The sequence below is a fragment of the Agriterribacter sp. genome (assembly GCF_035445465.1).
Lineage (GTDB): Bacteria > Bacteroidota > Bacteroidia > Chitinophagales > Chitinophagaceae > Agriterribacter.
Map to the genome: position 1 here is coordinate 1 of NZ_DAOMQT010000060.1, position 25,092 is coordinate 25,092.

Sequence of the window (25,092 nt, forward strand, 5' to 3'; positions counted from 1 at the left end):
CCCGGGCAGCGCTAATATTAATCGGGGAATAACCTTATATTAATCCGGGTATAACGTAGTGGCGGCACAGGAAAGCTTATATTTATGTTTTAATTCAAATAATGCTTATGGAGGCGAAATACAATGCATCAACAGAAGCAAGGCCGGAAGGCGACAGGGTGCTGGATGCGCCATTGGTGCGTATGGATATTGCCGATTTTATAAGGCAAATAAAAAAGGAAGCCACCTGGGATAACAGCGACCGTAATGCGATAACGGTATATAAAACCGATGGATTAAGCATAGTACTGGTTGCCCTGCATGAAGGCGCTGTTATGGCAAAGCATACCGCCGCCGGGATCATTAGTGTGCAGGTGCTGGAAGGTGAAATTAGCTTTGCTACGGATGAAGAATCGGTAATATTGAAAAAGGAACAGATGATAGCCCTGCATAAAGGTTTGCCGCACAGCGTAACTGCGTTGCAGGAATCGGTATTCCTGCTAACGCTTGCTACTACTTCCCCGGTAAAATAAAATTTCAGTTTTTTTATTCGGCATTGCCGGTAAGCTGAAAATTTTTGCTTTCGCCGTTTCCCTCTTTTTCTTTCCTGAAATGCACGGGCAATACGCCGGCCATATCGCCAATAATGTTAACCAGTTCCGTGCCTGCAGGGATCACGATCTTCGCATTTGTTTTAAGCGAGGCCTCCAGCGTTTCTAACTTTTTTAACAGTTGCGCATTTCCCGTAAAATATTTGTCGGCTGCTTCATTCACCAGCATAATGGCTTCCGCTTCTCCTTCGGCATGTAATACTTTAGCCCTTTTATAGCCTTCCGCCTCTTTAATTTTAGCCCGCTTTACCCCATCAGCCACTGTTTCGGCCGCGGTAGCGTAATCAATAGCCGCAATTTTTTCATTTTCGGCCTTTACTACTTTATTCATCGTTTCCTGCACATCCCGCGGCGGATCTATTTCTTTTAACTCGGTTCGTACGATTATAATCCCCCAGCTTGCCGTTTCGTTGCGCAAGGTGTTATGCAGCTCGGCGTTGATCTTTCCCCTCTCGCTGTTTGCCGATTTGAGGGTAAGCGTTCCTATAATATTCCTTAGTGTTGTGCGGGCAAGATTAACGATCTGTAATTTGTAATTGTTTACGTTATACTGGGAACTTTTTACACTTTCTTCGGCTTCTACTACCCTGAAATAAACCTGTGCATCAACGCTTGCATTCAGGTTGTCGTTTGTGATGATTTCCTGCGGCTGCGCATCCACCATCTGTTCTGTTATATTAACGATATACATTTTGTCAATAAACGGTATGATCCAGTGGAACCCGGGATTGGCAAACTTGTTGTATTTCCCCAGTCTTTCAATTAAACCCCTGTGTGTTGGTCTTACTATTTTTACGCCGAGGAAGAAAAAAGCCAATACTGCTCCAATAATTATTGCTGTTGATGATACCATTGCTGCTATTTTTGTTTTTATTGTAAAAAATGAATATGTATGTTGATGAAGTGCCGGCCGGTAATTGCCTGTTTTTTTGGGTATGCTGTTCTGCCGGGTTGATTAGTAAAGATAAGCTTATTTACCTCATCTCCTTTTTTAAATGGTATGCCGGTATAATTGATGAAACGCTTTTGGATCCCCGTATGCTCAGAAATCAAAAACAAATCCGCCGTATAAACTGCCATTTAAAATGCCTGATCTTCCCTTTCTTTTTTCATTTACCATAAGGTCATTGTCATTAATATAAGCTATCCTGAAGTGTTTAACCCTGAAAGCGGCGGAAAAGCTCAGTTGTTTTACAGCCAGCCCGGCAGAAAGCAATGCATTGTTAAAAGGCACATAGTTTACACCTATTGCCGCATCGTAAAAGCCATCGTCCGTAAAAATTACATCAGTCCCAAAATTAAAACGCTGCCATTTGTAGCATGCGCCCACCCCTATGGCTCTTTGATTTTGCGTGTTGTACTGCTTATTGCCGCCGGCAGCAAACGCATCGGCATATAATGTTGTGCCTGCAAGGTTCATCAGGTTGATCCCCACCTGTAATGCGTTGCTTACTTTATAGGTTGCCGATACATCCATGTCCCATTTTTGTTTTTTTATGGTACTGTCGGTATAGGTGTTGGTGGTGGAGCCATTATCATCAAAGGATATCCGGAGTATATTGGGAATGTTAAATTGCTGCCATATAGATTTTACGGTTAATCCAACGCTTATCCTGTCATTTATTTTCATGGCGGGCGCCAGGAAAGCCGAATATTCCTTTAATTTTATCAGGAAGGAATCTATCCGTACAGTATTGGCTTCGTTTGAGATTTTTACAAACAAAGCCTCCCTGTATTCATCCTGCTGCGTGTATATAAATCCTGCACCTATAGAAAGTTTGTCATTCACCCTGAAATACCCGCCCAGCTTCGCATTGTTTTTTACATTGGTAAGCAGGCTGATATTATAAGGATTGCTGCTTTTAACGATTGCCGACGGATTCCAGAAAACGGCTTCCGACATGTCTCTTGCCGGTGAAAAATTAAAGCCGGTATTAGCGGTGTGCGTTAACGCCGAAGTAAACAGGAACTGACCATACTCAATTTTACCCGGCTCCAGTTCCCTTGCCTCGAAAGTTCCGGCGTTCGATACAATGCCTATTATGGGCGTTAGGTTGGTGAGGAGGTTCAGGAGTGCGGGTGCTCCCACCAGGGCAGTGGCATTGGTTATTTGCCCTATGCTTTGTTCGGGCTGCTGCGCGATAACGCCCAGCAGGCTGTCTGTTTGGAATGCGGGCAATGCTATATCGCTGCAATTGGCATTAAACTTCCAGTCTTTTACCGTAACATATGATTTTGCTTTATCCTTATTTTTCCTGTCCTGGTCTTCGGAAATAAATACCCGTTTTACAGATTCACTGCATTGGCTGCATCCCGAAACGATGTACAGGCTTACCTGCTTATCCTGCAGTTTGGCAAACGGCACGCCGGTATTGCATTCAAAATAACCCGGCGGGGTAGAGCCTGTGATGGTGGATTTTGAAGGAACAAAGGCCGGCACCACAATAATGTTTTCGGCTCCCCTGGTAGAATGTACACTTTCATTCTGGCATCTTACCCTGCCTTTTATAACAAGGGTTTGCCCCCGGGCCGTGTTATATAAGAACAGCAGCGGGGCCACGTATATAATGAAATTTTTCATGACCGTTATTTTAGATGAATGAATAAAGTTTATTATTTTATTCACTGCTAATAGCATATACAACCTTAAAATCCGGTTGGTGTTACCGGGTATTGGTAAAGTGCCGTTAGCGGGAACAGGTATTCCTCATGCAGGCCGGGTGCTGATTACATCAAGGGTGGGAGAAGCCGGGTTTACCGGGTAACCGGGTTTAAAACAAAATCTACTTTCATTTCCCTGCTGCTGATCTTTACGGCGATGGTTTTGTCTTCAAAATCTTTGTTGGAAGTGGTGAGCGTAACCTCATCGCCTACTGTATAATTTTCCAGGCGAAGATCATAGGTTCCGTTGGTAATGGTAGTAGCATAAAACCGGGTGCCATCCGCGTTTACTTCCACTCCTGTAATGGGTATTTCAGCGGCGGTTTTCACCTGTCCGGTAATACGGATAACGCGGGGACGCGATTCGTTGGAAAAGAAAAAAATTCCAAGAGCTACCAACAGCGCGCCTAAGGCTGCAAGGGTTAGCAGGATATACTTTTTCTTTTGTGCAGCCTCCGTTTTTAAAACGCTTTGAGCATCATGCGTAGTTGCAGTATTTGTTATGGTAGGGCCATTTATAATGGCGGCAACCGCGCTGAACAGTATTTCTAATTCGGGGTGATCCCTTTCTCCATTCCATCCGGTAAGCCGGGCTGCCTCAATGCGCCTGAAGGCAAGCGGGATCGTTATGTCTTCCAGTAAAACCGGTGCAAGTATATTTCTTTGAGCCGCGTCACTGGCTTCATTCTTTACCCATTCAGAATTTACGGAACGCTGCGTCCATATTACTATTACGCATTTGGCCTTATTTAATTCCTGCTCTATAACAGTGTCGTAACGCTGGCCTACGGGTATTTGCCTGTCCCACCAAACCGACCAGCCTTTATGCTCCAGTGTTTCGGCAATGGCTTTTACCCTGGTCTTATCTTCGCTGGAATAACTTATAAATATGTCAGCCATATGCTTACTATTTATAATTGAAATAATTCCATAAGGCAGATCGGACGTTGATTCCCGTTCAGCTTTCATTCCGGGTTTGCGCGGTTATGGTTACGTTAACAAAACTCACCGGCGCTGCTTATTAATTTCTGAAGGTCGGCTTCCGTACAATCAATATAGCTGTAAATGGCAAACATAGGTGGCATATCCTCGTCTTTAATAAAACTGATCGTTTTAATGATGCTTTTTTTGGTTCGCAGCTCCATTACTTTGGCGCATTGAAACTCATCCCAGCATACATCCGATTTACTATATTCGGGTGTTAAAATACAGAGTACCGATTTTGAATTTTGTATAGCTTCCGAAATTTTCCTAATCCAAAGCCCGCCTGCTGGTATGCTGCTCCTGTCGTAAAAAATATTAAGCGCATCTTTCTTTTCCCGTATGGCTTTTACAAATTCCTGTACCGCTTCGGTTTGCTTATGAGAATAGCTGATAAACAGGTCATAGGTTGGAAGGGGTGCGGTATGGGGTTGCAATGCTACCGGTGGTGCTGCACGGGTTGATTCATTATGGCGTTCCGCATTTCCGGGAGCATAAACCGTTTCGGGTTCAGCAACTTCGGGGTAAGATACTGCAGGTGGCCGCCGGGGAATGTCACTTATATTTTTTATTTCCTCCTGTACTGTTTTTACCAGCCGTTGTTTTACCGGTTCAAATATAGGCAATGCCGCATCTGCCTGTTCCTGCCGGTATAGCACCAGCTTGATGCATTTCAATGGTAGCCCGTTCTGTAGCCAGAAAACAGCGTTTTCTAATAAAGCAGGCAGCATTTTTTGTATGGGCACTTTCTGGTATCCTGTTGCCAGCACCGGCATAGCTATTTCATCATTGTCTTCATCAAAGGCGAAAGTGTTAATGCACCTGAAAATATTTCCTACAATGGTTTGTGGTTCGGTAGAATGGTAATGCGGCTCAAAACAAAGGATTTTTTTAAAATGGAATTTGCTTTTTTGTTCAGCAGAAAGCGGGGCAGACAGCCAGCATCCTAATTGGGCTACTAAGTCCATTTCTTTATTTGCGGCCAATGCCCGAACAAAAAGCCCTTTTTTTTGAAGCGCCAGGAACAATGAGCCTTCTAACGGTGTGTAATCATTTGGAAAAGCAGAAACTACCAGTATGTCAACAGCATGTTCCTTAGGGATAGCGGAAAGATCACCGAGCAGCAATTGAATAACGGGTTTTCTTTCGCCGGCGGTTACTGTTATTTGTGAAAGGAGCTGCATCTGTAGTTATTTACGGCAATATTTTAAAGTAATATCCACACGATAATTTTCTTTCCATTGTAGTAAACTTTCAGCGAAGCGTTCAACCGACTCCGGAATATTATTTCTATCGTACGCATAATAGTGCGCCCCCTGTATATCCGCCGGGAGGTTTTGTTCGATATGCTTTTCATACAACAAAAAAACGTCTCTTCCTATGGTGTCGGCAATGCCTAATTCATAAAATACATTGGCATTGGTTACTGAAATATCGGCTATTACCAGTCCTGTGCGTTGTATTTGTTTTACAATATTTTCAGATAATTTGCCCACACGCGTGATCATATCTCCACGAACACATTCCATTTTAGCTTTTATAACTGCAGGCTGAATGAAATCGTAAAATACAGTATCGGACCACTTCTCCGAAAAAGGCATAACAATAAAGCAGGAGGGAACATCAACATAGAGTTCCTTCATATCGCCGGCGCCCATTGCTATCATAAATTTGTTGAGCATGCGGCGAACAATAGGATTGAGGCTGTAAGCACCCGAACTATCCATCTCAACAATTCCATCATCCTTCAGGTACTGGATAGTATCGGGATAGCAATCAATACCCATTTCTATCAATTCTGTTTCTTTAAGTGCTCCGCGCATGCTCGTGTTGAGCAAATGGAGCATCTTCCATTGATCGCGGTAGGCCATAAGTAATGGTTTAAATTAACCGAGTTTTTCAATACAGGTCATAAGCCACGCCAGTTTTTCTTTGCTTTGCAGCAGTGCAGCGCTGGTATATATCTTTTTCAGATTTCCCGCCGTTGTTTCTTTCTCCCATTTGGCCGGGTTGCAGGTTAGCGCAGCGGCAAGATATTGTTTGGCGCTGGTTTCGTTAAGCTCCAGCGCAGCCAGCTCCAGCGCTGTTGCCTGCACCCAGTAGTTATTTTGTTTGGCTTCTAATTGTCTTTCTACCGAGTAGCCCACCAAAGGAAAATATTTTTTGAACCGCGGATCCTCCGCATTTTCAAAAAACAATAAGGTGAGTGCGTTTATGCCGGGATAAAAATCCCTGGGGTCTGCGTCAAATCCGTCTAAATAGGCTTTTATGGCTTTACGCCGGTATGCCGCTGCCAGCAGATCGTCAGCTGCGTTATCGTCCGTTAAACCCTTGTATACCGCACCTAATAATCCGTTGGTTTCGGGATCGGCGCCGTACCTGTTAATAATATCATTAAGGATCTGCTCCGCTTCCTCCCTGTGCCTGGTTTTGTTTAATGCCAGCGCCAGTTGCTGCTGAAGATAGATATCACCTTTTCTTTCCCGTTGTACCATGGGCTGTATCATTGCTGCCATTTCGGTGAAGGCATTGGTGGTTTTATAGGCGCCCATTAATGCATAAACAAGATCATAGTTATATTTTAATCCTTTCCCTGCCGCTTTTTCTATTGCTTTTAACTGTGCTGTCAGCTTCATTTTTTCCTGTTCATTCGAAGCTTTCTCTTCATCCGAGATGCCTGCTTTTTTATCCTTCACATCCCATTGTTGCCATTCTTTTACCAGCGACCGTATTTGCTGCTTGGTGTTGTTGGTTTCATTTATGATTTCTTTGAAGGAGTCGGCTTTGGCCTGCAGTGTATTTAATTCAGGAAAAATATAAGCGGGGATCATTTGACTGATAGGACTATCGGGCTGTGCCTGCTGCGCATCGAGGTTAGTGCGTATAATATCCGAGAGATCTTTGATCTTTTGTGCACAATCAAGTATTTCTCCCGCTTCAAAGTTATACGGCAAAGCTCTCAGCGGTGCCACATCAAAGGGCAGCTTGGTATTGGCCTCAAAAATACTAACGGTAGTATAGGGCTTAACGGCATGACGTATGCCTAATTCGTAAAACACGTTGGCATTGGCAAAACTGAGATCAGCAACGGCAAATTCGCAATAAAGCAATCGCTCATACATGGGTTTGTGAATAAGCCCGCCCCCTTTCTCCTCATCCGCACGTACAGGCAACAGTCCTGCCTGTTCAATCGCTTTTTTAATAAATGAGCTATATACCTTATTAAAGTCAATTTCTTTTTTATTGCCATCCGTTTTCACGCCAAAGGGCATCAGAACGAAACAAAGACTTGCCATTTCCTATAGTTTAAAGGTATCAGCAAAATGATCTTCCTTCACTTCCTTCGAAGCAGCTTTTACGCCTATATCATACAATTCAAACCTGCTGGCTGCATTGCTCATTTCCGTTAACCCGTCAATTTCGCTTTGTTTGTAATCCTTTTTCATTAAAGGCTTCAGCGTTTCAGCATCGAGCCAGAGATTATAGCGCAGGTACTGCATCAGCCCGCCATCTTTTTTAGCGCCGCTGATACAATCATTTTCGAGTTTGCCTATTTCACCGTCAATATCCCAGGCGGTAGGCGAATTGCTCAGCCATTGCATAATAGCCTGGTTATGCCAGCTTGCATCCTGCATAAACATATCGGGTAATTGCTTTGCCCAGTTCAGGAGGTTGTTCTTTTTAACATCAGCCGGAATTTGTTTCCACCGGCTCATGCCCGTACCCACGGAAACAATGAGTAAGTTGTTGGCTCCGCATTTCCATTTAAAAGGAAATCCCTGTAAAGTGGCTACCATCAATAGCTGTAAGGCCGGGTTATTGGCCATGCTCACCCCCCCGTCTACAAAGGCGGCTTCATGCAGTCCGCCGCCTACATCAATAACCTGGGGCAAAAAATAAGTAGGTGCGGCGGCGCTTGCCCTTACCGCCTTCCACAACAATATATCTTTGTTCAGTCCGTCGGCACTATTAAAATATTTGCCGCCGGGATGGTTGATCAGCGGCCATACACTGTTGGTATCCGCACGTTTTGCAATAATGCATAAGCCTGTCTTTATTTCCTCACTTTCCAGCTTAATATCACCGAATAGCTTTTGCAGCTCATCTTCTAACGGTTTGGCTTTATAGGTGGCTTTTAGCAGGTCATCTATTTCAAAAATTTTCCACCATTTGTTTTTTTTGCCGAATATTTTATCGCCCAGCTCCATATACATATTCTTTATGTCCTGCACCTTCATGCCAATGGCCAGGCACGATGCTATAATGGAACCGGTGCTTGTGCCGCCAATTAAATCGAAATAATCACAAAGCCGGAATGCTTTATTGTTTCCATTCTGTTTTCGTAAAATATCTTCGATTCGCTGGAGATAGCCGAGTGATAAGGCGCCCCGGATACCGCCGCCATCGAGCGCAAGGATCCGTTTGGGGGAACTGTTGTTTGACAAATGTTCGGAAAGTGTCATGTTGTTGAGGTTTGTGTAGTGATGTGGAATGTGCTTGTTATGATCTGAGCGTTAATATAATCATTAACGTGTTAATTTGCAATCCCCCAAACAGGTTACCAAACCTGTAACCGGCGGCAGGTAAAAAAGTTACCGCATCTCATCCATGCGATTTGTTAAGTTCCTTTAGTTAACAACATGTTTTTATATAATTCCAGCTGCCCCGCCCAAATTTCTTCATTAGAAAAATGATCACACACAAATTCTCTTCCGTTTCTTCCGTATTGCTGTCTTAATGCCTTATTGGTAATCAGCTTTTTTAAAACGGCTGCAAGAGCAGCAGTGTTTCCCTTTTCAAACAATTCGCCGTTGATGCCGGGCAGCACCGCGTCTTTACAACCGGGTATATCGGATGCAACCACAGGCGTTTCCATAGCGGCGGCTTCAATCAGCACATTGCCGAAGCCTTCACGTAAGGAGGGAACGATCAAAATATCTATTATCTCATAAAGAGCCGTTACATCAGATAATTTACCGGGATAGAAAATATTTTCATCATGATATAACTGGTGAAGCAGGCGCTTCGAAAAAAGGTTCTCTTCCACTATGGGGCCGGCGAGCACCATACGTAAAAACGGATACGCTGTTTTTAACGTGTTAAATGCATCAAAAAGAATGTCTATTCCTTTATCTTTCGACAGCCGTCCTATAAAACCGAGTACAATTTCATTGCCATTGAATCCAAATTGTTTTTTGAGTTGCATGGCATGCGCCAAAATAGCTTCATTTCTTGAAAACGAATACAGGTCAATACCATTGGCGCTTCCCCGGCCTATTACCATCCCTTTGCCCAATGGAAGTATTTTTCTTTTTTCTGCATGGGCTTTTAAAGTAGGGCTTACTACGATCACTTTATGTGCTATGCCACATGATATCTTTTCTGTGGCGGTGATCAGCCCGCGTATTACACCTCTTTTTGTATCTGATAATAGTCCATGCAGCGTAAATATTCTTTTTTTATGCCCGGTGATCCGGCAGGCCAGCATAATAAGAAAACCCGATTTAGGATTGCCGGCATTAATAATGTCGGGCCGTTCCTTCCGGATGAGGCGGATGAGGCGTAAAAGCTGAAAAAAGTCGGTAAGCGGAGTGATCCTTTTAGTAAAATCTACCGTAAACAACCGGGCATTCTCTTTTTTACACAGCATGCTGATCTCTTCTCCCGGCCCGCTAACGATCATCACTTCAAAGCCATGCTGCACCAAAAATGCTACCTGCCCTCTCAGGAAATTAGCACAAAACGAGCTGGAAACACCTAATAGAATTTTTGGCATACTCAATTATAATCATTTAAAAGTAAGGGTTCAGGATAATACGGTGAAAATTTATTCAATCAAAGTACAATAGATTATTTTAGCACCACATCTTTACAATTATTATTAACCAGCATTGCATCTTACTTTATATATTATTACCGGTCTGTTATATGTTACCGGCTTCAGCCTGTTGTTTCGCCGGTTAAACCATAAGCAGGGAAAGCCGGTTGCAGACAAATGGCTGATAAGCGCTTTTGCCTTAAAAGTAATGGCAGGAATTGCATACGGCTACCTGTACGCGCATGTATTTGAGGTGAGTGACAGTTGGGCATATTTTGAAGAATCACTTATTGAATGTCATAAGCTGCTTACACAACCTTCCGTTTTTTTTTCTACAGGTCTGCATTTTAACAATGCCGGTGATCTTTTTTCCACTGCCGATGACGCTCCCTGGAGCAATGCCGGGGAGAATTTATTAATTAAGCTGCTCGCTATTTTTAATGTGTTCAGTGGCGGTAATTATTATATCAATGTCATTTTTTTTAATGCTTTATCTTTCTGGGGACTTTACTGCCTGTATATAATTGCACAAAAACATGCCCCAAAAAACAGGCTGCTGCTGTTTGGCCTTATCTTTTTCCTTCCTTCCTGTCTTTTCTGGAACAGCGGAATAGACAAAGACGGCTTAATTGTATTCTTTACAGGCATACTGATTTATGCGGTACATTATTGTATTACGGTAAAACCAACAGCAGGAAAAGTGGCAGTAGGGGTTATCGGCTTTATGTTTATTTTTTTATTGCGCAATGTTAATGCGCTTATACTGCTGCCTGCCATAGCTGCCTGGTGGATTGCTGTAAAATACCCCGTTAAGCCTTATCTGCCGTTTCTGATCATTTACAGCTTTGGCATCCTGTTCTTCTTTCTTTCCGGGCATCTTTCACCGGCGTTAAACCTGCCGTTTAAGCTTGCAGAAAAGCAGCACCAGTTCTTAGCCCTGCAGGCCAATACGGTATTGCCCCTGACTCCTTTGGAACCCACTGTTAAAAGCTATGCAGCCATACTGCCGCAGGCAGCCAATCATGTTTTTTTACGGCCGTATATTACAGAAATAAAGAGTCCCTTTCATTTAATGGCTTTTGTTGAAATACTATTGATTTTACTGGTTCTTATACTTGCTGCTGTATCTGCCGGAAAGCAAATGGTTCCCCGCCTTGCCCAACCCTTTTACCTGTTTCTTGTTATGATTGCGCTAAGCGGGTTATTACTTATTGGGTATACTGTGCCGTTTCCGGGTGCTATAGTACGGTATAAAGCCATCTACATCGTTTGTTTATTGATCCCCTTTGTTTCATTACTTAGGCCGAAAGGCGGGAAGTATATAAATTAATTATTATTATAATATTTACTTTATTTAAGTAAATGAACATTTTTTAATGATTTATGTGCATTTATTAAAAATTTTATGTTGATTATTCCAAAAAAATAATAGTTTTGCCCCTGATTTGATAATCATAAAAAAAAATATATTAAATTTAAATTAGATGGAATCACTTCGGTTTAATGCAATCAATCATTTATCTGGTTTGGGTAAAGAAATTCTTGTAGAAGGGAATCAAAAAATAACCAGCATTTTTGGAGAAAACGTATTTACATTAAAAACGGCCCGGGAATATTTAAGTGATGAAGCCTACAAAAGCCTGGTTGCCTCCATTAAAACCGGTAAAAAAATAGACCGTACGATGGGTAACCATATCAGTGCAGGCCTGAGGCATTGGGCGGAAGCTAAAGGCGTTACCCATTTTACCCATTGGTTTCAGCCTTTAACCGGCACAACAGCCGAAAAGCATGATTCTTTCTTTACACTCAAAGGCGATGGTACGCCGATTGAGGAGTTTGACGGTGCCGCGCTGATACAGCAGGAACCGGATGCTTCGTCTTTTCCTTCGGGCGGGTTAAGAGCTACCTTTGAAGCAAGAGGCTATACCGCCTGGGATCCTACATCACCTGTATTTATCATGAATATTGGCGATGCCAACACGCTTTGTATCCCAACTATTTTTGTTTCTTATACCGGCGAATCTTTAGATACGAAAACTCCGCTGCTCCGTTCACTGGAAGCCCTGAATAAATCTGCAGTAGATGTATGCAATTATTTTGATAAAAATATTACAAGGGTTATTGCCACATTAGGGTGGGAGCAGGAGTATTTTGTGATAGATGCGGGATTAGCCAATGCCCGTCCCGACCTGGTGATGACCGGCCGCACGGTTTTTGGTCATTCGCCTGCTAAAGGTCAGCAGTTAGAAGATCATTATTTCGGGTCTATTCCCGAAAGGATCTATGCATTTATGAAAGATTTTGAAGAGGAAGCGTACCGGCTGGGTATTCCTTTAAGAACCCGGCATAACGAAGTAGCCCCGGCGCAGTTTGAGTGTGCCCCTATTTTTGAGGAAGCTAACCTGGCCGTAGATCATAATATTCTTTTAATGGATCTGATGACCAGGATCGCCCGGCGCCATAACCTGGTAACGCTGTTGCACGAAAAGCCCTTTGCAGGTATTAATGGTAGTGGTAAGCACAACAACTGGAGCATGTCAACCGATACCGGCGTTAATCTTTTAGCACCCGGTAAAACGCCCAAAACCAACCTGATGTTCCTTACCTTTTTTGTAAATGTAATTAAAGCTGTGGATGACTATGCTGAGCTCCTCCGCGCCTCCATTGCATCTGCAGGTAATGATCACAGGCTGGGCGCCAATGAAGCGCCTCCCGCCATTATATCCGTTTTCATCGGTAAATACCTGAATGAGGTTTTAACTGAAATTAAAACAAGGGTGGGCGATAATTTCACTGAACAGGATGAAATTCTTTTGAAACTGGATATCCATAAAAATATTCCTGAGCTTTTATTGGATAATACAGACCGCAACCGTACTTCTCCATTTGCATTCACGGGCAACAAGTTCGAGTTTCGTGCTGTAGGGTCTACAGCCAATTGCGGTATTCCTATGACCACCCTCAATGCGATAATGGCAAAAACCTTAACGAACTTTAAAAAAGAAGTGGATGCTTTGATTGAGAAAGGCGACAAAAAGGAAATTGCCATTATGCAGGTCATCCGTGAATACATAACCAGCTCCGAAAAAGTATTATTTGAAGGAGATGGCTATAGCGATGAATGGCATCATGAAGCAGAACGCCGCGGCTTGCCTAACGTAAGAACAACGCCACTGGCATTGGACGCGATGGTTACAGACAGCGCTAAAAAAATGTTTGAAGACCTGGGTATTTATCATCACTCCGAACTGGAAGCGAGGCACGAGATTGAGCTGGAAAAATATATTAAAAAAGTGCAGATCGAAAGCCGCATCATGGGCGAACTTTGCACCAGTCATATTTTACCCAGCTCCGTAAAATACCAGAACATTCTTATTAACAATATCAAAGGACTGAAGGACCTGGGGCTGCCGGAAGCATCTTACGCCAACCAGTTGCAGATCCTTGAAAAGATATCGGAGCATATTGCCGAAGTAGCCGACGGTGTTGAAAAAATGATTGAGTCGAGAAAGATAGTGAACAAAATAGAAGATACCCGCACCAAGGCCATAGCGTACCAAAGCCAGGTTAAGGACGCGCATTTTGATAAGATCCGGTACCATGTAGATAAGCTGGAATTGCTGGTAGACGACCAGTACTGGCTGTTGCCTAAATACCGCGAGTTATTATTTTTAAGATAGTTTTATAACCGCTAATGAACAAATGCCCCGGTACTGCCGGGGTATTTTATTTTGAGTCATGAAACGCGGATCAGGGGGGAGTATTATTTAGTATGATCATACTTCGGAGATACAATAACAAGAATCATAATGCCTGTTAAGCCAACAGGTAACATTATCCAGTTTGCAATATGCTGCATTTGTAAAAAGCGGAAAAGGATATACCCGGTTATAATGACAACGCCTGTTGCTATTAATCCTCTTTTTAAGAATCGGGTGAGTCCTTCAATATCAGCATTTTTCTTTTGTTCCTTGGTCATCATACGATAGTCTATGATGAGTAGGGGAAAGTTTTTAACAAGAAACCCTAATACAATAAAAAATATCCCGGTAAATATGTTCCACGCCGCCATCATTTATGGAAGTTACTTAATCCGGATTATTTACGGCTATTTTTTAAGGCCGGTGCCGGGGTATTGATTTTTGTTCTGCTTTAATCAAATTATCCGGAAAAGACTAAGCCGCTTATTATAAATCCTTACTCGGCTGCTTTGCCCGGTGCGTGCACGGCTTTAAGCCGGGGTTTTAAGCCGGAAATTTTACCTATCCTGTGGCCTTTAACCGCGAAAAACAAGATGAATATATAACAGGGCACCATGATCCAGTATGCCTGCTGAGGATCAACCCTGTCGCTGATATAGCCGTATAAAAGCGGCGTGATCGCTCCCCCGATTATACCCATTATCAATAATGCAGATCCTTTTTCGGTAAACCGCCCAAGCCCGTCAATTGCGAGCGGCCAAATGGAAGGCCATAATAAAGCATTGGAAAGTCCGAGTAAGCAAATCAGCCACACAGAGGCCTTGCCTGAAATCAGAATCGCCAGTACGCAAAGCACAAGGCCGGTAATGGCAGATAATTGCAATACCCGTTGCTGCCGGATAAACCTGGGAATGACAATTATTCCTGTTAAATAACTTATGACCATGATCAGCAGGGTATAGGATGCAAAAAATTTCGCTTCCCTGAAGCTGAGGCCCATATACTGGCCATAGTTGATAATGGAATCAACAACAAGTACTTCTACACTCGTTGAACAAAAGATCGTTATGGCGCCCAACAATAAAAAAGGGAACTGGAAAATACTTGTCTTGTTATTTTTGATTCCTTCTCCGCTAAAATCTTCATCCGGAGGTTTTACTTCAGGCAAGCGGGTCATTCTTATCATTAAACCTAACCCAACCAGCACCAATGCTATAATAATGTAGGGCACGATCAGCCGGGAAGACAATTCATTGAGTATAACGGTTTGTTCCTGCAGCGACAGACCGGGTAGCTGCAGTTGCAACTGGTCAATCTCATCCGGGTTTTTGGTAAGGCTGTGAATGAGCACAAGGGGAGCAATAGCGCCGGCAATTTTGTTACAAATGCCCATGATGCTGATTCGCTTAGCTGCGCTTTCAATAGGCCCCATGATGGTAACGTACGGATTTGATGCCGTTTGTAAAATGGTTAACCCTGTGGCTTGTATGAACAGGCCCAGAAGGAACAGCATGTAAGTACGGTTTACAGCCGCCGGAATAAATAGCAACGCTCCTGCAGCAATGATCATTAACCCGAGCACCATCCCGTTTTTGAAACCTGTTTTCTTCAGCAGGAAAGATGCAGGGATAGCCATAATGAAATAGGAAATATAAAAAGCAAAAGCCACCAGCATGGCCTGCCCTGTATTGAGGTCGCAAACCAGCTTAAAATAAGGGATCAGAACAGAGTTGATCCAGGTTACAAAACCAAAAATGAAAAATAAAACGCCGATGATGAAGATGGCCTTGTTCCGGGTTTTGACCGGAATTATGGTTTCTGTTTGCATGATGCCTGGATTAATACAACTGCTGCTTATACAATTGCTGCTATTTTATTATTGAAGTGTATAACTAAACTTTTTATGATATCTCTTCCTTACCCTTTGCTTTTTGTACAACTGAAGCAATGTCTACTGCAATCCCTCCTTTTGCCTTACTTTCCTCCGCCGCCTGCATGAAAGCAAATATCTCCAGTGTTTCTTCTATCTTAACAGGAACAATGCCTGTACTGAAGAATGTTGTAATTTTTTCGAGAAGCGGTATGTATCCCTGGTATTTGTCGAGAACCGTTATTCCCTTTTCTCCAAACACAGTTGCGCCATAATTGCCATGTCCTTCCCTTATACCGCGGAAACTGCCAATCCTGTCATTTTCCCACAAGCCTACAACCATATCCGTACCTTTTGTAAAAGTTCTTTTTACACTTTTGCAACCCGTACCCATGATCGTAAAAAGGATTTCTACGCCATGCACGCCATACCAGAATAAATCCGGATGATGTGCTTCAATATGAGCCGGGCTATAAGCTTCCACCCCTGTAACTTTCCCGATTTTGCCTTCCGCAATTTCCCTTGCCCCATCAATATACCTTAAGGAAGATGCTGAAAACATGGGTGTGTTATAACGCCGGGCCGCCGCTGCTATGGCGTAAGCGTCCCGTAATGAACCCGCGAAAGGTTTGTCAATAAACAATTTTTTACCGGCTTTCAGTACCGGCAGCGCCTGTTCAAGATGTTTGTTCCCGTCTATGCAGGTCAGGATAACCACATCAGCCTTTTTTAATAGCTGGTCAATAGAACCTACAATCTCAACACCATGACTTTTTACTTCTTTGGTAAATTCCGGTATCCTGTTCTTCCATTCCGTAATATTGTCTGTACCGTTCGGATATGCGGCAACCACTTTAAATCCTCCAAACCTGTCGCCTGCTGACGGATCATTGAGCGCTTGTGTAAAAGCAACGCAATGGCCTGTATCTAATCCGATCATTCCTATTCTTTTGCCGTTATCACCCGCATCCGTTTTATACATGCCGGAAGCGGTAGGTATAAAGCTCAAACCCAGCCCGGCCAATGCTGTTTGTTTAATAAAGCTTCTTCGATCTGTATTACGCATAATTATTAAAATTTACCGGGATCAAAAAACCGTCACACATTTGCCTCTTTATAAATATTTTGCAGGGAACTTCCAGGGAGCGCGATATTCGGGTATAGCCAGCCGTGCCGCTTCTGCATCCCCCACTATTTTTTCTGTTGCAGGGTCAAACTTTATTGATCTGCCCAGCTTCATAGATAATACACTTAATGCAATGGGCGCGTCAACTTTTATATGGTATTCAGGATTACAGGAAGGCTGTTTCCTTGTTTTAATGCAATCCAGCCATTCCAGCTCATGCCCGGGCGATGAGGCAATAGATGGTGCAGGTGTTTGCATCCCTTTCATCCTGTCGCCTTCCGGCAGTACCTGGTGGGTATCGTAATCGGTGAGCAGGGTTCCGTTTGAGCCGTGAAAATATATGCCCAGCCGACGCTTGCTTTCCTGTCCGCGTAAAAAATCGAAACCGTAACTGTTGCTGGATGATTGCATCCATGTCATGGTAAGATTCGGATAACGCCAGATCACCTCATGGTTGTCATAGGCATCTCCGTCGTCCTTAATAATGAATCTTCCGCCCGATGCGCTGATCTCTGTTGGATAGTCCAGTTGAAGTGCCCATATGGGCAGGTCGGTGATGTGAGGCGCCATGCCGGGTGTCCATCCACCGCTGTAATCCATCCAGAAACAATGATAAAATGCATCTTTTACCAGGTTCGGGTTAAATGGTTTCATTTCCGCAGGGCCAACCCACATATCCCAGTCCATTCCCTTAGGTATGTTCTTTGTATTGTTTCCCAGTCCGATGCCATTGGGCGCTTCGTTCATTACAAAAAAGGTACGCACGGTACCTATATCCCCCAGGTTCCCGGATCGTACCAGTTCAACCATGCGGCGGTAATGGTCGCCCGAATGGATCTGTGTTCCTACCTGGCAGATGTTCTTGTGCTTTCTTATGGCATTACGAACAGCCAGGCTTTCACCCAGGTGCATTGTCATGGGCTTTTGCAGGTATATGTCCAGTCCTGCTTCTGCAGCTTCAATGGCCTGAATGGCATGCCAGTGCGCGGGAGTGGCAATAATAACGGCATCCAAACCTTTATGGCGGAGCAGTTCCCTGTAATCGGTATATCCTGTACACGTTTTTTTAAACCGCTCTACTATAGGATCTAACCGTTCCTTCCATACATCGCAGGCTGCAGTAACCACCACATCAGGGTGGGCAACACATGCATTAAGATTTGCTTTACCCAATCCGCCACATCCAATGATCCCAAGATTTATTTTATCACTCGGTGCAGAAACACCTTTTGCGCTGAGCCCGGAGAAATTCATAGTGAACGGCGCTGCCATTGCCGCCACAGACATACTTTTCACAAATTGCCTGCGGGAAAAAGGAGATTTTTTTTTATTGCTTTTCATAACAAATCAATGGTTTATTAAATAATTATATCAGGATAGAACAATGATAACAGATATACTTTTAAATTTCCTATTCTACCGGGTTGCTGAACAGGTAAAGGGGTGTTAATGTATGATTATAAGCATCCCAGATCATTTTTGAAAGATTTTCATCAGGCTTTCCCCCGGCGTGTACAACAAGCCTGTAATGCAGCACCAGGGGTTTACCCCTGAGCAAAGGGAACCGGGTGCCCGAAGTGGGAAATGTAGGCTGCACCCAGGCTAAATTTGGATATTCAACCCAGGCTCCGGGATATTCGGGATTTCCATTGTGCTGCACTACCATTAAGCCGGAAGGTGACGGGTTACCTTCAAATGTTCCGTTAAAATCAGACCATGCGCGTAAAGGTGCGCTGCCGGGCTGATCGGCAAAATAAGATATCAACTGGTTCTGCGGGGTCATCATCCGTAAATTAAGACCACCGTAACTATTCGTTTCGCGGGTGGCTATGGTAATGCTGTCTGCCAAAGCGTCTAATTTAATTGACAGGTCAATAATGCGGATATTTGCCTTTGCAGGATATACCCGGATAACCGCCTCTTCCCGTACAATTGAATCCCTGTCTTCCCACATCCATACATTTTCCGCGGCAACCTGGGCAAAAACTGTTCCGCTTGTTAATTCAATTTTGCCGGTTGGCCGGGCAAAAATTTTCTGAAGGGCGTATATATCGCCTTTGCGTGATGTGCCGATTTCCACCTCCGGCCAGGCCCAGAAGATCCCGCGATGATGAGGGTGTCCTCCATCGGGCCAATCCCTGGTCAGCATTTCACCTTCCAATCCATACAACGGGTGTATATAATCGCTCCGTGGAACGGCATATATGCTGGCTGTTTGAAAAGTATCCTTTCCCGTTCGGGTATGAACTTCTACAGGCTCACCGGGAAGACGGACAACAGTGCTATCATAAACGGTCTGGTAATTATACTGCAATACTCTTTTATCGTCTTCTTCAAACAAAACCTGACCCGTGCCCGGATCCTGGCTTACTTTCATGATCGTTTTAAAAGGTGCTTCGCTTGCCGTTAGTTTAAATTTCTGATGCTCTGACGGCCCGCCAGGTGCCATTGCCACCACTTTTACATTTGCTCCGGCTTCAGGTTTTTCCAGCTGAGCGGGGATCAATTTTTTATTTTCATTGTTGCCCGAAAGATCAAAAATGGCCAGACGCCCCTGCTCGGCAGCCTTCAAAAGATCATTGTCCAAGGCCGTTTCAACAGACATGGGAGATCCCGTTTGAATGAACGGATTTATATCCTGCTCTATGATCAGAACTTTTTTACCAACAGAACATGATACTATTGCCAACAGCAACAAATAAAGGCTAAAAACTGGCATCGATAATATTTTTTTCATCTTATCTTTTTTAAATCGGAATCATGGTCCCAATTGGTTTAAAATCTTGTAGTGATAAATTTCGTACCTTTCAAATAAAAAGATTCATACAATCATAGCATAGTACTTTTTTATAAGTTTAAAAAACGAGTATAGATTTAAAACCAGATATTTTATTGTTATTATGGAGCTTGATGTAAACTGTACAAAAACGAGGAAGATCATTGATTTCAGAAAAAACGGTTATGAAGATCTGATCGTTCTCGGGAAGTATAACTATAACAAGACGGAAGGTAACCTTGCCGATCATGTACACGATGACATGATTGAGATATGCTATTATGACAAGGGAAGCCAGTGGTTTTGTGTGAATGATAAAAGGTATTTAGTAAGAGGAGGTGATGTATTTATTCATTTTCCAGGAGAGCTGCACGGCTCCGGTGGATACCCGGAAGAAAAGGGATTGTTATATTGGCTGATCATTTGCCTTCCCCCCGCGCGCTCTTTTTCAAATGGAAATGATGCGGGAGACCTGGCTTATTTATGTCACAACCTCATCCGCAAAAATAAACGGCATTTTAAGGGGGAAACAAAGTTAAAGCAGATGCTGGAAGATGTATTTAACATCTATGAGAATATTAAAGAAGAAAGGATAAGACGTATAAGAGTAAACCTGCTTATTCAAAATTTCCTGTTGCTGTTGCTCGACTGTATAGATAAAGACGAAAAAAACGGTAGTGATACGGATCATGCAAGGATAAATGAAACCCTTGAATTTATAAATGAAAATATTTACAACAACATTTCAATTGCTTTGCTTGCCAGGCAAACATTTCTCTCTGAATCCAGGTTTAAAAATCTTTTTAAAGCATTAACAGGATTTACACCTGCGGATTATATACAACGGAAACGCATTGAAAAGGCCAAATCATTAATGCTGGAAAAGCCCTCTATGCCTTTGTCACAGATCGCATTTGAACTTAACTTTTCCTCTCCCCAGCATTTTAGTTCCGTGATGAAAAAATATACGGGTTCCGCGCCCAGCCTTTTAAAGGCAGAAAAAAACAAATAAAATACAAAGTCCATTAAGAAAGAACAGCTACAGGCAACGATCTGCGCAGCTATACCACGCTTATTTTTTGTCCATGATCAGAAGATCAGTAATCAATGCTTCCATTGCCTTTACCACAGATTCCGTAATACGTTTTCCTTTTTGCAGGGATGCTTTTGTGGGATCGCCAAAAATGCCGTTTGAAGTGGCGGCTTTCATTGTTCTGTAACTGGTGGCATGCGAACCATGCAGCATATCGCCTTCGGCCCATTTGAATGTGGGTTCATTCGCGCCTTTTCTGATTTGGTCTTTATCAACCAGATGGCCGGCTGCAAATTCAATAACCGAGGTTTCCAGTTCGCAGGCATGCCCGGTGCCACCAACTCCTGTTTCTGAGATGTTCATCAAAGCTTCCCTAACCAATACCCACCAGGTTACAGACACAAAATGCGCATGACGGTATTTATAGCCCAACTCTTCAAGTATTACCTGTGCAATGCCCTGGTTACCGCCATGGCTGTTGAACAATATTATTTTATAAAAGCCATGATGTAAAACCGATTCAATAATCTCTTTTGCTACCAGCGAAAAAGTATGGTGACTTAAAGTTAAGGTTCCCTCAAAATCCATGTGATGATCGGAGCAGCCTATACCTACGGAGGGAAGTATAAGCATATTGGGGTTAATGCGGTTATTGAGTGTATACAAAAAATGCTCACCAATAATCCTGTCTGTTGCCAATGGCAAATGGGCGCCATGTTGTTCGGTAGCCGATACAGGTAATAACACCGGGATACCTTTATCAAGCCCCGCTATCTGATTTGAAGTAAGCTGATCCCATATCATAATAAATACAATTTATGCATCTAATTTTTTACAGCCCACAATTCTATTTCCACCAGCAAGCCGGGTAACAGTCCTGTTTGAACAGCAGTTCTAACCGGCAGGGGAGATGAAAAATATTTACGGTATACCTGGTTAAACTGCTCCCACCGGGCGAGGTCTTTCATATATACATTTACTTTAAAAACATCCTGCAACGTGCATCCGGCACTTTCCAGGGCCTTACTGCAATTCTGCAGTGTAAATATCGTTTGTGCCTCAATGGTATCGCCTTTAATATTTCCGTCAGCGTCTATAGCAGCCTGGCCGGAAATGACCACCAGCTTTTTTCCTTCAACAATTAATACAGGCGAATAAGGCCCGGCCGTTTTATGCTGCGCAGCATGAGCAGGTACGTGCATGGTTGTATTACCCGGAAGCGCTGCCGGCACAACATTGTAAGGAAGATAGCCCGTAAAGCCGGCGATCTTCCACTGGCCACTTGTTTTGCGGCAATAAAATAAGCTTTGCCAGTTCAGTGTAATTTTTTGACCATCTGTTTTTGCAATATCGCCGGAAAATTTTTTTCTTACTAATGCGGTATTGCCGCCTAAACCTATATCACTGATGGTCGTTACCCGCCACAGGCCGGCGGCGGCATCTTCCGCCCATTTGGTTTCTTTGAAAGACCTGGATTGTTCCAGCCACGCCGTCCTGTATAATTCCACCTCAGGAAATTTAAGTTCCCATTCATCAGGGTTGTTGGAGAAACAGGCGTCCATGCCTATGAATCCGTCTGTTATAAAATCATTGGCTATCATTGACCAGTCTTCCCGGATGAATGCTTCTATATCCCTTTTCATCAGCATTTCCCAAATATACCGCCGGTCTTTGTCTGTTTCGGGAAATGGATTTTGTATTATCATAAATGATATTCTTTTTTGGCGGTTTGATAATAAGCTATTGCATCCGGGTCGGGCTCAACGCCTAACCCATTTCCCTGTGGCAGGTATACATAAGGGGGTTCAAACAGGAGGGGCGTTTTAAGTAAATCATGGGTTCTTATTAACCGTCCAAAGATATCGCTTGGCCAGGTGCAGGAAGCCGCAGCGGATGAGCAGTGCACATACATGGCTTCGAGTATGCCAAGATCTATCTCTGATCCGTGCCAGCATGGCAAACCGGAAGCAGAAGCGATATGGTCGAGGCGTTGAAAATCGGCCAATCCGCCGTTAAAATTAAACCCGTCCACTGCTTCAAGCTGAATTGCCTGGATCGCATCCTTTATGCGTTGCCCATCCAGTAAATAAGGCAAAGAAACATGCAGCACAACAGGAATGGAGCTATAGGCCCTCAATGAAGCATATTCCGTTAGCTTCCAGCGCGGAACCGGATCCTCTATGCACAATACATTACCGATATTTTTTAGTCCGTCAATTCTTTTACGGGCCTCAAAAGCATATTGCCATCTTTCATTGGGATCCAGTATTACCTGCATGGAAGGAACCGTTGTTGCAATCGTTTCGCACCAGCCCTGTACATCATCCTGCAAATCGCACTTGAATTTGATACAGTCATATCCTAAAGCGTGGTAGTTTTTTACCAGGTCTTCCACCTCCTCAATGACCCTGTGGCTTGACCATGCGCTTACCTTCACTTTTTGTTTGCATGGTCCTCCCAGCAAATCCACTACACGCATGTTATGCAACCTGGCATAAGCATCCCACACAGCACATTCAAAACCATCGTATTCCCTGCAAAAAGTGAAGGGAAGATGTTGCAGGCTCAGGCTTTCTATGTCCCTGCCCAAAAGCGTATGGATGATAGCATCTACAGTAGCCCAGTTATGATTCCGGTAAAGCTCTCCCCAGCCAACAATCCCGGATTCAAGTTCCATCTTAATGAGCAGCTTTGGAAGTTGATCAAACTGCAGGCTCCAGCCCTCCATGGCGCCCACAGGCAGCTTATGCAGGGGTTTGCTCACCTGCTTGCTGTCAATGGCGCCTTCGCGGGCAGGAACAAGTACCTCGTAGCATGTAATTCTGGAAATCTTCACTTTGCAAAAGCTTTATGATCTTAAATGTTTTTTATGCCGGGTTGTTATATATGCTAAACTCCGGACAGTTTAATGGTGTCGCCATTGTCAACGCAGATGGTTTGACCGGTAATGGATTTGCCCAGGTCTGAAAGCAGGAATGCAACAGCATAGCCGCAATCTTCCGGCTGTACCGCGCGTGGTATCGCCTGCCCTTTTTGAATGTAGTCCTGCACCCATTGTTCGGCCTCACTGGTCCAGGTTCTGATCAGGTCATAGTTTTGTTCGGCATGAACATAGCCGGGTGCTATTGCATTTACCCTTATGTCGTATTTTCCCAGCTCTACCGCCATGCCGCGCGTTAAACCCTCTACTGCAGACTTGGCGCTGCCGTAAACCGCATATCTCGACATGGTAGCATGGGCGTGAACCGATGAAATATTTACGATATTGCCTCCCGACTGATGCTGTAAAAGCTGTTTAACAAAAAACTTTGACATCATCCAAACGCCCTTTATATCTACCTGGTACAGATCGTCAAATTCCGCCTCACTTGTTTCATGTGCAGACTGGCTCAACCCCACACCGGCATTATTCACAAGCCCGTGAATAATACCCACCTCTTTTTCCAAACGATGGAACATGGCTTCCACTTCAGCATACCTGCTGACATCTGCAATTACCGGTATGGCATCGGGATAGGCTTTTAAAACCGCTTCAATTCTTTCCTCACATATTTCGTTTATAATAAGCCGTGCGCCATATTCATGAAGCGCTTTACAAATGCCACCACCAACGCCGTAGCCTCCTCCTCCTGATATTAAAATGTTCTTCCCGGTTAGATTCATTGTATAATAGTTATAAGGTTACATTACCCCGTAAGCTGAGAAAGCCGCGCAGGCGCTCATTCCTTCTTTAATTTTTAGTTTAACTATATTTTCTTTTAGCGATTTCTCTATGGCTTTGGTAATGATTTCTTCTTCCCTGTCCTGTGGTATTACGCATACACCATCCACATCACCGAAAATAATATCACCGGGTTTAACCGTTACTTCCCCGAGCTTGATCTCTGTTCTGAAATCTATTACTTTACCTCTGGGCCCCTGATCCTGGGAATACCCGCCATAAGAAAATGTGGGGAAATTTAATTGTATAACACCTTTGGTATCTCTTGAATAACCATTCACCACGGCACCGGCACATCCTAATTTTTCTGCCCTGGTGCTCATGAGCTCACCCCATAACGCATAAGTGGGCGAAGCGCCTGTACAGATGTAAACTTCGTTCTGTTTCAAATCATCTAAAGCTTCCAGCATCAGCCCGAAAGGTTTTTCCAGGAGTTGCGCGCTCATATTGTCGTCAATATCTGCTTCCAATACCGTCATTGCTCTTCCCACTACTATCATTGTATGATGCAATGGCCGGATCTGGGGAGGCAAAAACTGATTTACCAAACCAGCCTGATCCATGATATCCCCAACAACTGCTGGAAATAAGTCCTGTTTCATGGTAGTAAACAACGCGTCATCATTAATCCATTTTTTCATAAATATGTTTTTAATAATTGTCGCCGGCTGGTGTCACCACCATAGCCGTCAACTTAGATAAAAAGAAGCCCTGGTGGTGGTACGTGCACGTACCACGGCGATTTCCCCAAGACTGTCTCAAAAGGGCCGGTATAGAAGATATGCCACTAAGACACAAGCCTGCCGGCAGGCAGG

General features: G+C 43.7%; 22 protein-coding genes. 4 read left to right on the forward strand and 18 right to left on the reverse strand.

Translation table 11 applies throughout. From position 1 onward, the window contains the following. The first annotated feature begins 107 nt into the window (after positions 1–107). Positions 108–512 carry a cupin domain-containing protein gene (locus tag PLE34_RS18895; protein WP_324559472.1) on the forward strand — a complete coding sequence of 135 codons (405 nt, stop codon included), beginning with the start codon at positions 108–110 and terminating at the stop codon, positions 510–512. Positions 513–525: 13 nt separating this feature from the next. Here PLE34_RS18895 and PLE34_RS18900 read toward each other — a convergent pair whose 3' ends face one another. The 8 genes from PLE34_RS18900 to PLE34_RS18935 all read right to left on the reverse strand — a co-directional run bounded on the left by PLE34_RS18900 (position 526) and on the right by PLE34_RS18935 (position 10,008). Next, positions 526–1,443, reverse strand: coding sequence for an SPFH domain-containing protein (locus PLE34_RS18900; RefSeq protein WP_324559474.1), 918 nt, complete (start codon positions 1,441–1,443; stop codon positions 526–528). 189 nt (positions 1,444–1,632) lie between these two features. Beyond that, positions 1,633–3,171, reverse strand: a complete 1,539-nt coding sequence (locus PLE34_RS18905; protein ID WP_324559476.1) for a PorV/PorQ family protein — start codon at positions 3,169–3,171, stop codon at positions 1,633–1,635. 173 nt (positions 3,172–3,344) lie between these two features. Beyond that, positions 3,345–4,151, reverse strand: coding sequence for a toll/interleukin-1 receptor domain-containing protein (locus PLE34_RS18910; RefSeq protein ID WP_324559478.1), 807 nt, complete (start codon positions 4,149–4,151; stop codon positions 3,345–3,347). Between the two features lie 95 nt (positions 4,152–4,246). Next, positions 4,247–5,416: a toll/interleukin-1 receptor domain-containing protein gene (locus PLE34_RS18915; RefSeq protein WP_324559480.1), complete on the reverse strand. Its 1,170-nt coding sequence runs from the start codon at positions 5,414–5,416 to the stop codon at positions 4,247–4,249. Positions 5,417–5,422: 6 nt separating this feature from the next. Further along, positions 5,423–6,103, reverse strand: a complete 681-nt coding sequence (locus tag PLE34_RS18920; RefSeq protein WP_324559482.1) for a hypothetical protein — start codon at positions 6,101–6,103, stop codon at positions 5,423–5,425. 15 nt (positions 6,104–6,118) lie between these two features. Then, complete coding sequence (locus PLE34_RS18925; protein WP_324559484.1) at positions 6,119–7,528, reverse strand: TRAFs-binding domain-containing protein; 1,410 nt, start codon at positions 7,526–7,528, stop codon at positions 6,119–6,121. Positions 7,529–7,531: 3 nt separating this feature from the next. Then, positions 7,532–8,695, reverse strand: coding sequence for a patatin-like phospholipase family protein (locus tag PLE34_RS18930; RefSeq protein WP_324559486.1), 1,164 nt, complete (start codon positions 8,693–8,695; stop codon positions 7,532–7,534). A gap of 155 nt (positions 8,696–8,850) precedes the next feature. Then, the gene (locus PLE34_RS18935; protein WP_324559488.1) at positions 8,851–10,008 is read right to left on the reverse strand and encodes a glycosyltransferase family 4 protein; all 1,158 of its coding nucleotides are present in this window, start codon (positions 10,006–10,008) and stop codon (positions 8,851–8,853) included. A gap of 115 nt (positions 10,009–10,123) precedes the next feature. Here PLE34_RS18935 and PLE34_RS18940 point away from each other — a divergent pair, with 115 nt between their 5' ends. Together PLE34_RS18940 and PLE34_RS18945 are read left to right on the forward strand one after the other, a co-directional pair. Then, complete coding sequence (locus PLE34_RS18940; protein WP_324559490.1) at positions 10,124–11,380, forward strand: hypothetical protein; 1,257 nt, start codon at positions 10,124–10,126, stop codon at positions 11,378–11,380. A 154-nt stretch (positions 11,381–11,534) separates the two neighbouring features. Then, the gene (locus tag PLE34_RS18945) at positions 11,535–13,730 is read left to right on the forward strand and encodes a glutamine synthetase III family protein (RefSeq protein ID WP_324559492.1); all 2,196 of its coding nucleotides are present in this window, start codon (positions 11,535–11,537) and stop codon (positions 13,728–13,730) included. Between the two features lie 83 nt (positions 13,731–13,813). Here the strand turns inward: PLE34_RS18945 and PLE34_RS18950 are convergent, their stop codons facing one another. The 5 genes from PLE34_RS18950 to PLE34_RS18970 form a co-directional block, all read right to left on the reverse strand. Next, positions 13,814–14,125: a DUF3784 domain-containing protein gene (locus tag PLE34_RS18950; RefSeq protein WP_324559494.1), complete on the reverse strand. Its 312-nt coding sequence runs from the start codon at positions 14,123–14,125 to the stop codon at positions 13,814–13,816. A gap of 122 nt (positions 14,126–14,247) precedes the next feature. Further along, complete coding sequence (locus PLE34_RS18955; protein ID WP_324559497.1) at positions 14,248–15,579, reverse strand: sugar MFS transporter; 1,332 nt, start codon at positions 15,577–15,579, stop codon at positions 14,248–14,250. A gap of 73 nt (positions 15,580–15,652) precedes the next feature. After that, positions 15,653–16,687 carry a Gfo/Idh/MocA family protein gene (locus tag PLE34_RS18960; RefSeq protein ID WP_324559499.1) on the reverse strand — a complete coding sequence of 345 codons (1,035 nt, stop codon included), beginning with the start codon at positions 16,685–16,687 and terminating at the stop codon, positions 15,653–15,655. 48 nt (positions 16,688–16,735) lie between these two features. After that, positions 16,736–18,088: a Gfo/Idh/MocA family protein gene (locus PLE34_RS18965; protein ID WP_324559501.1), complete on the reverse strand. Its 1,353-nt coding sequence runs from the start codon at positions 18,086–18,088 to the stop codon at positions 16,736–16,738. 70 nt (positions 18,089–18,158) lie between these two features. Continuing rightward, positions 18,159–19,484 carry a DUF6807 family protein gene (locus PLE34_RS18970; protein ID WP_324559503.1) on the reverse strand — a complete coding sequence of 442 codons (1,326 nt, stop codon included), beginning with the start codon at positions 19,482–19,484 and terminating at the stop codon, positions 18,159–18,161. Between the two features lie 163 nt (positions 19,485–19,647). Between PLE34_RS18970 and PLE34_RS18975 the strand changes: the two genes are divergently transcribed. Then, a complete protein-coding gene (locus PLE34_RS18975) occupies positions 19,648–20,535 on the forward strand; it encodes an AraC family transcriptional regulator (RefSeq protein ID WP_324559505.1) in 888 nt (295 codons plus the stop codon). Positions 20,536–20,595: 60 nt separating this feature from the next. Here PLE34_RS18975 and PLE34_RS18980 read toward each other — a convergent pair whose 3' ends face one another. Genes PLE34_RS18980 through PLE34_RS19000 form a run of 5 tightly spaced genes read right to left on the reverse strand, consistent with a single transcriptional unit; the run spans position 20,596 to position 24,918 of the window. Beyond that, a complete protein-coding gene (locus PLE34_RS18980; protein ID WP_324559507.1) occupies positions 20,596–21,360 on the reverse strand; it encodes a creatininase family protein in 765 nt (254 codons plus the stop codon). A gap of 20 nt (positions 21,361–21,380) precedes the next feature. Further along, positions 21,381–22,262, reverse strand: a complete 882-nt coding sequence (locus tag PLE34_RS18985; RefSeq protein WP_324559509.1) for a RidA family protein — start codon at positions 22,260–22,262, stop codon at positions 21,381–21,383. Continuing rightward, the gene (locus tag PLE34_RS18990; protein ID WP_324559511.1) at positions 22,259–23,392 is read right to left on the reverse strand and encodes a mandelate racemase/muconate lactonizing enzyme family protein; all 1,134 of its coding nucleotides are present in this window, start codon (positions 23,390–23,392) and stop codon (positions 22,259–22,261) included. The genes PLE34_RS18985 and PLE34_RS18990 overlap by 4 nt, the downstream gene beginning before the upstream one ends. Positions 23,393–23,445: 53 nt before the next feature. Further along, positions 23,446–24,219: an SDR family NAD(P)-dependent oxidoreductase gene (locus PLE34_RS18995; protein ID WP_324559513.1), complete on the reverse strand. Its 774-nt coding sequence runs from the start codon at positions 24,217–24,219 to the stop codon at positions 23,446–23,448. Positions 24,220–24,237: 18 nt separating this feature from the next. After that, complete coding sequence (locus PLE34_RS19000) at positions 24,238–24,918, reverse strand: RraA family protein (RefSeq protein WP_324559515.1); 681 nt, start codon at positions 24,916–24,918, stop codon at positions 24,238–24,240. Positions 24,919–25,092: the final 174 nt, after the last annotated feature.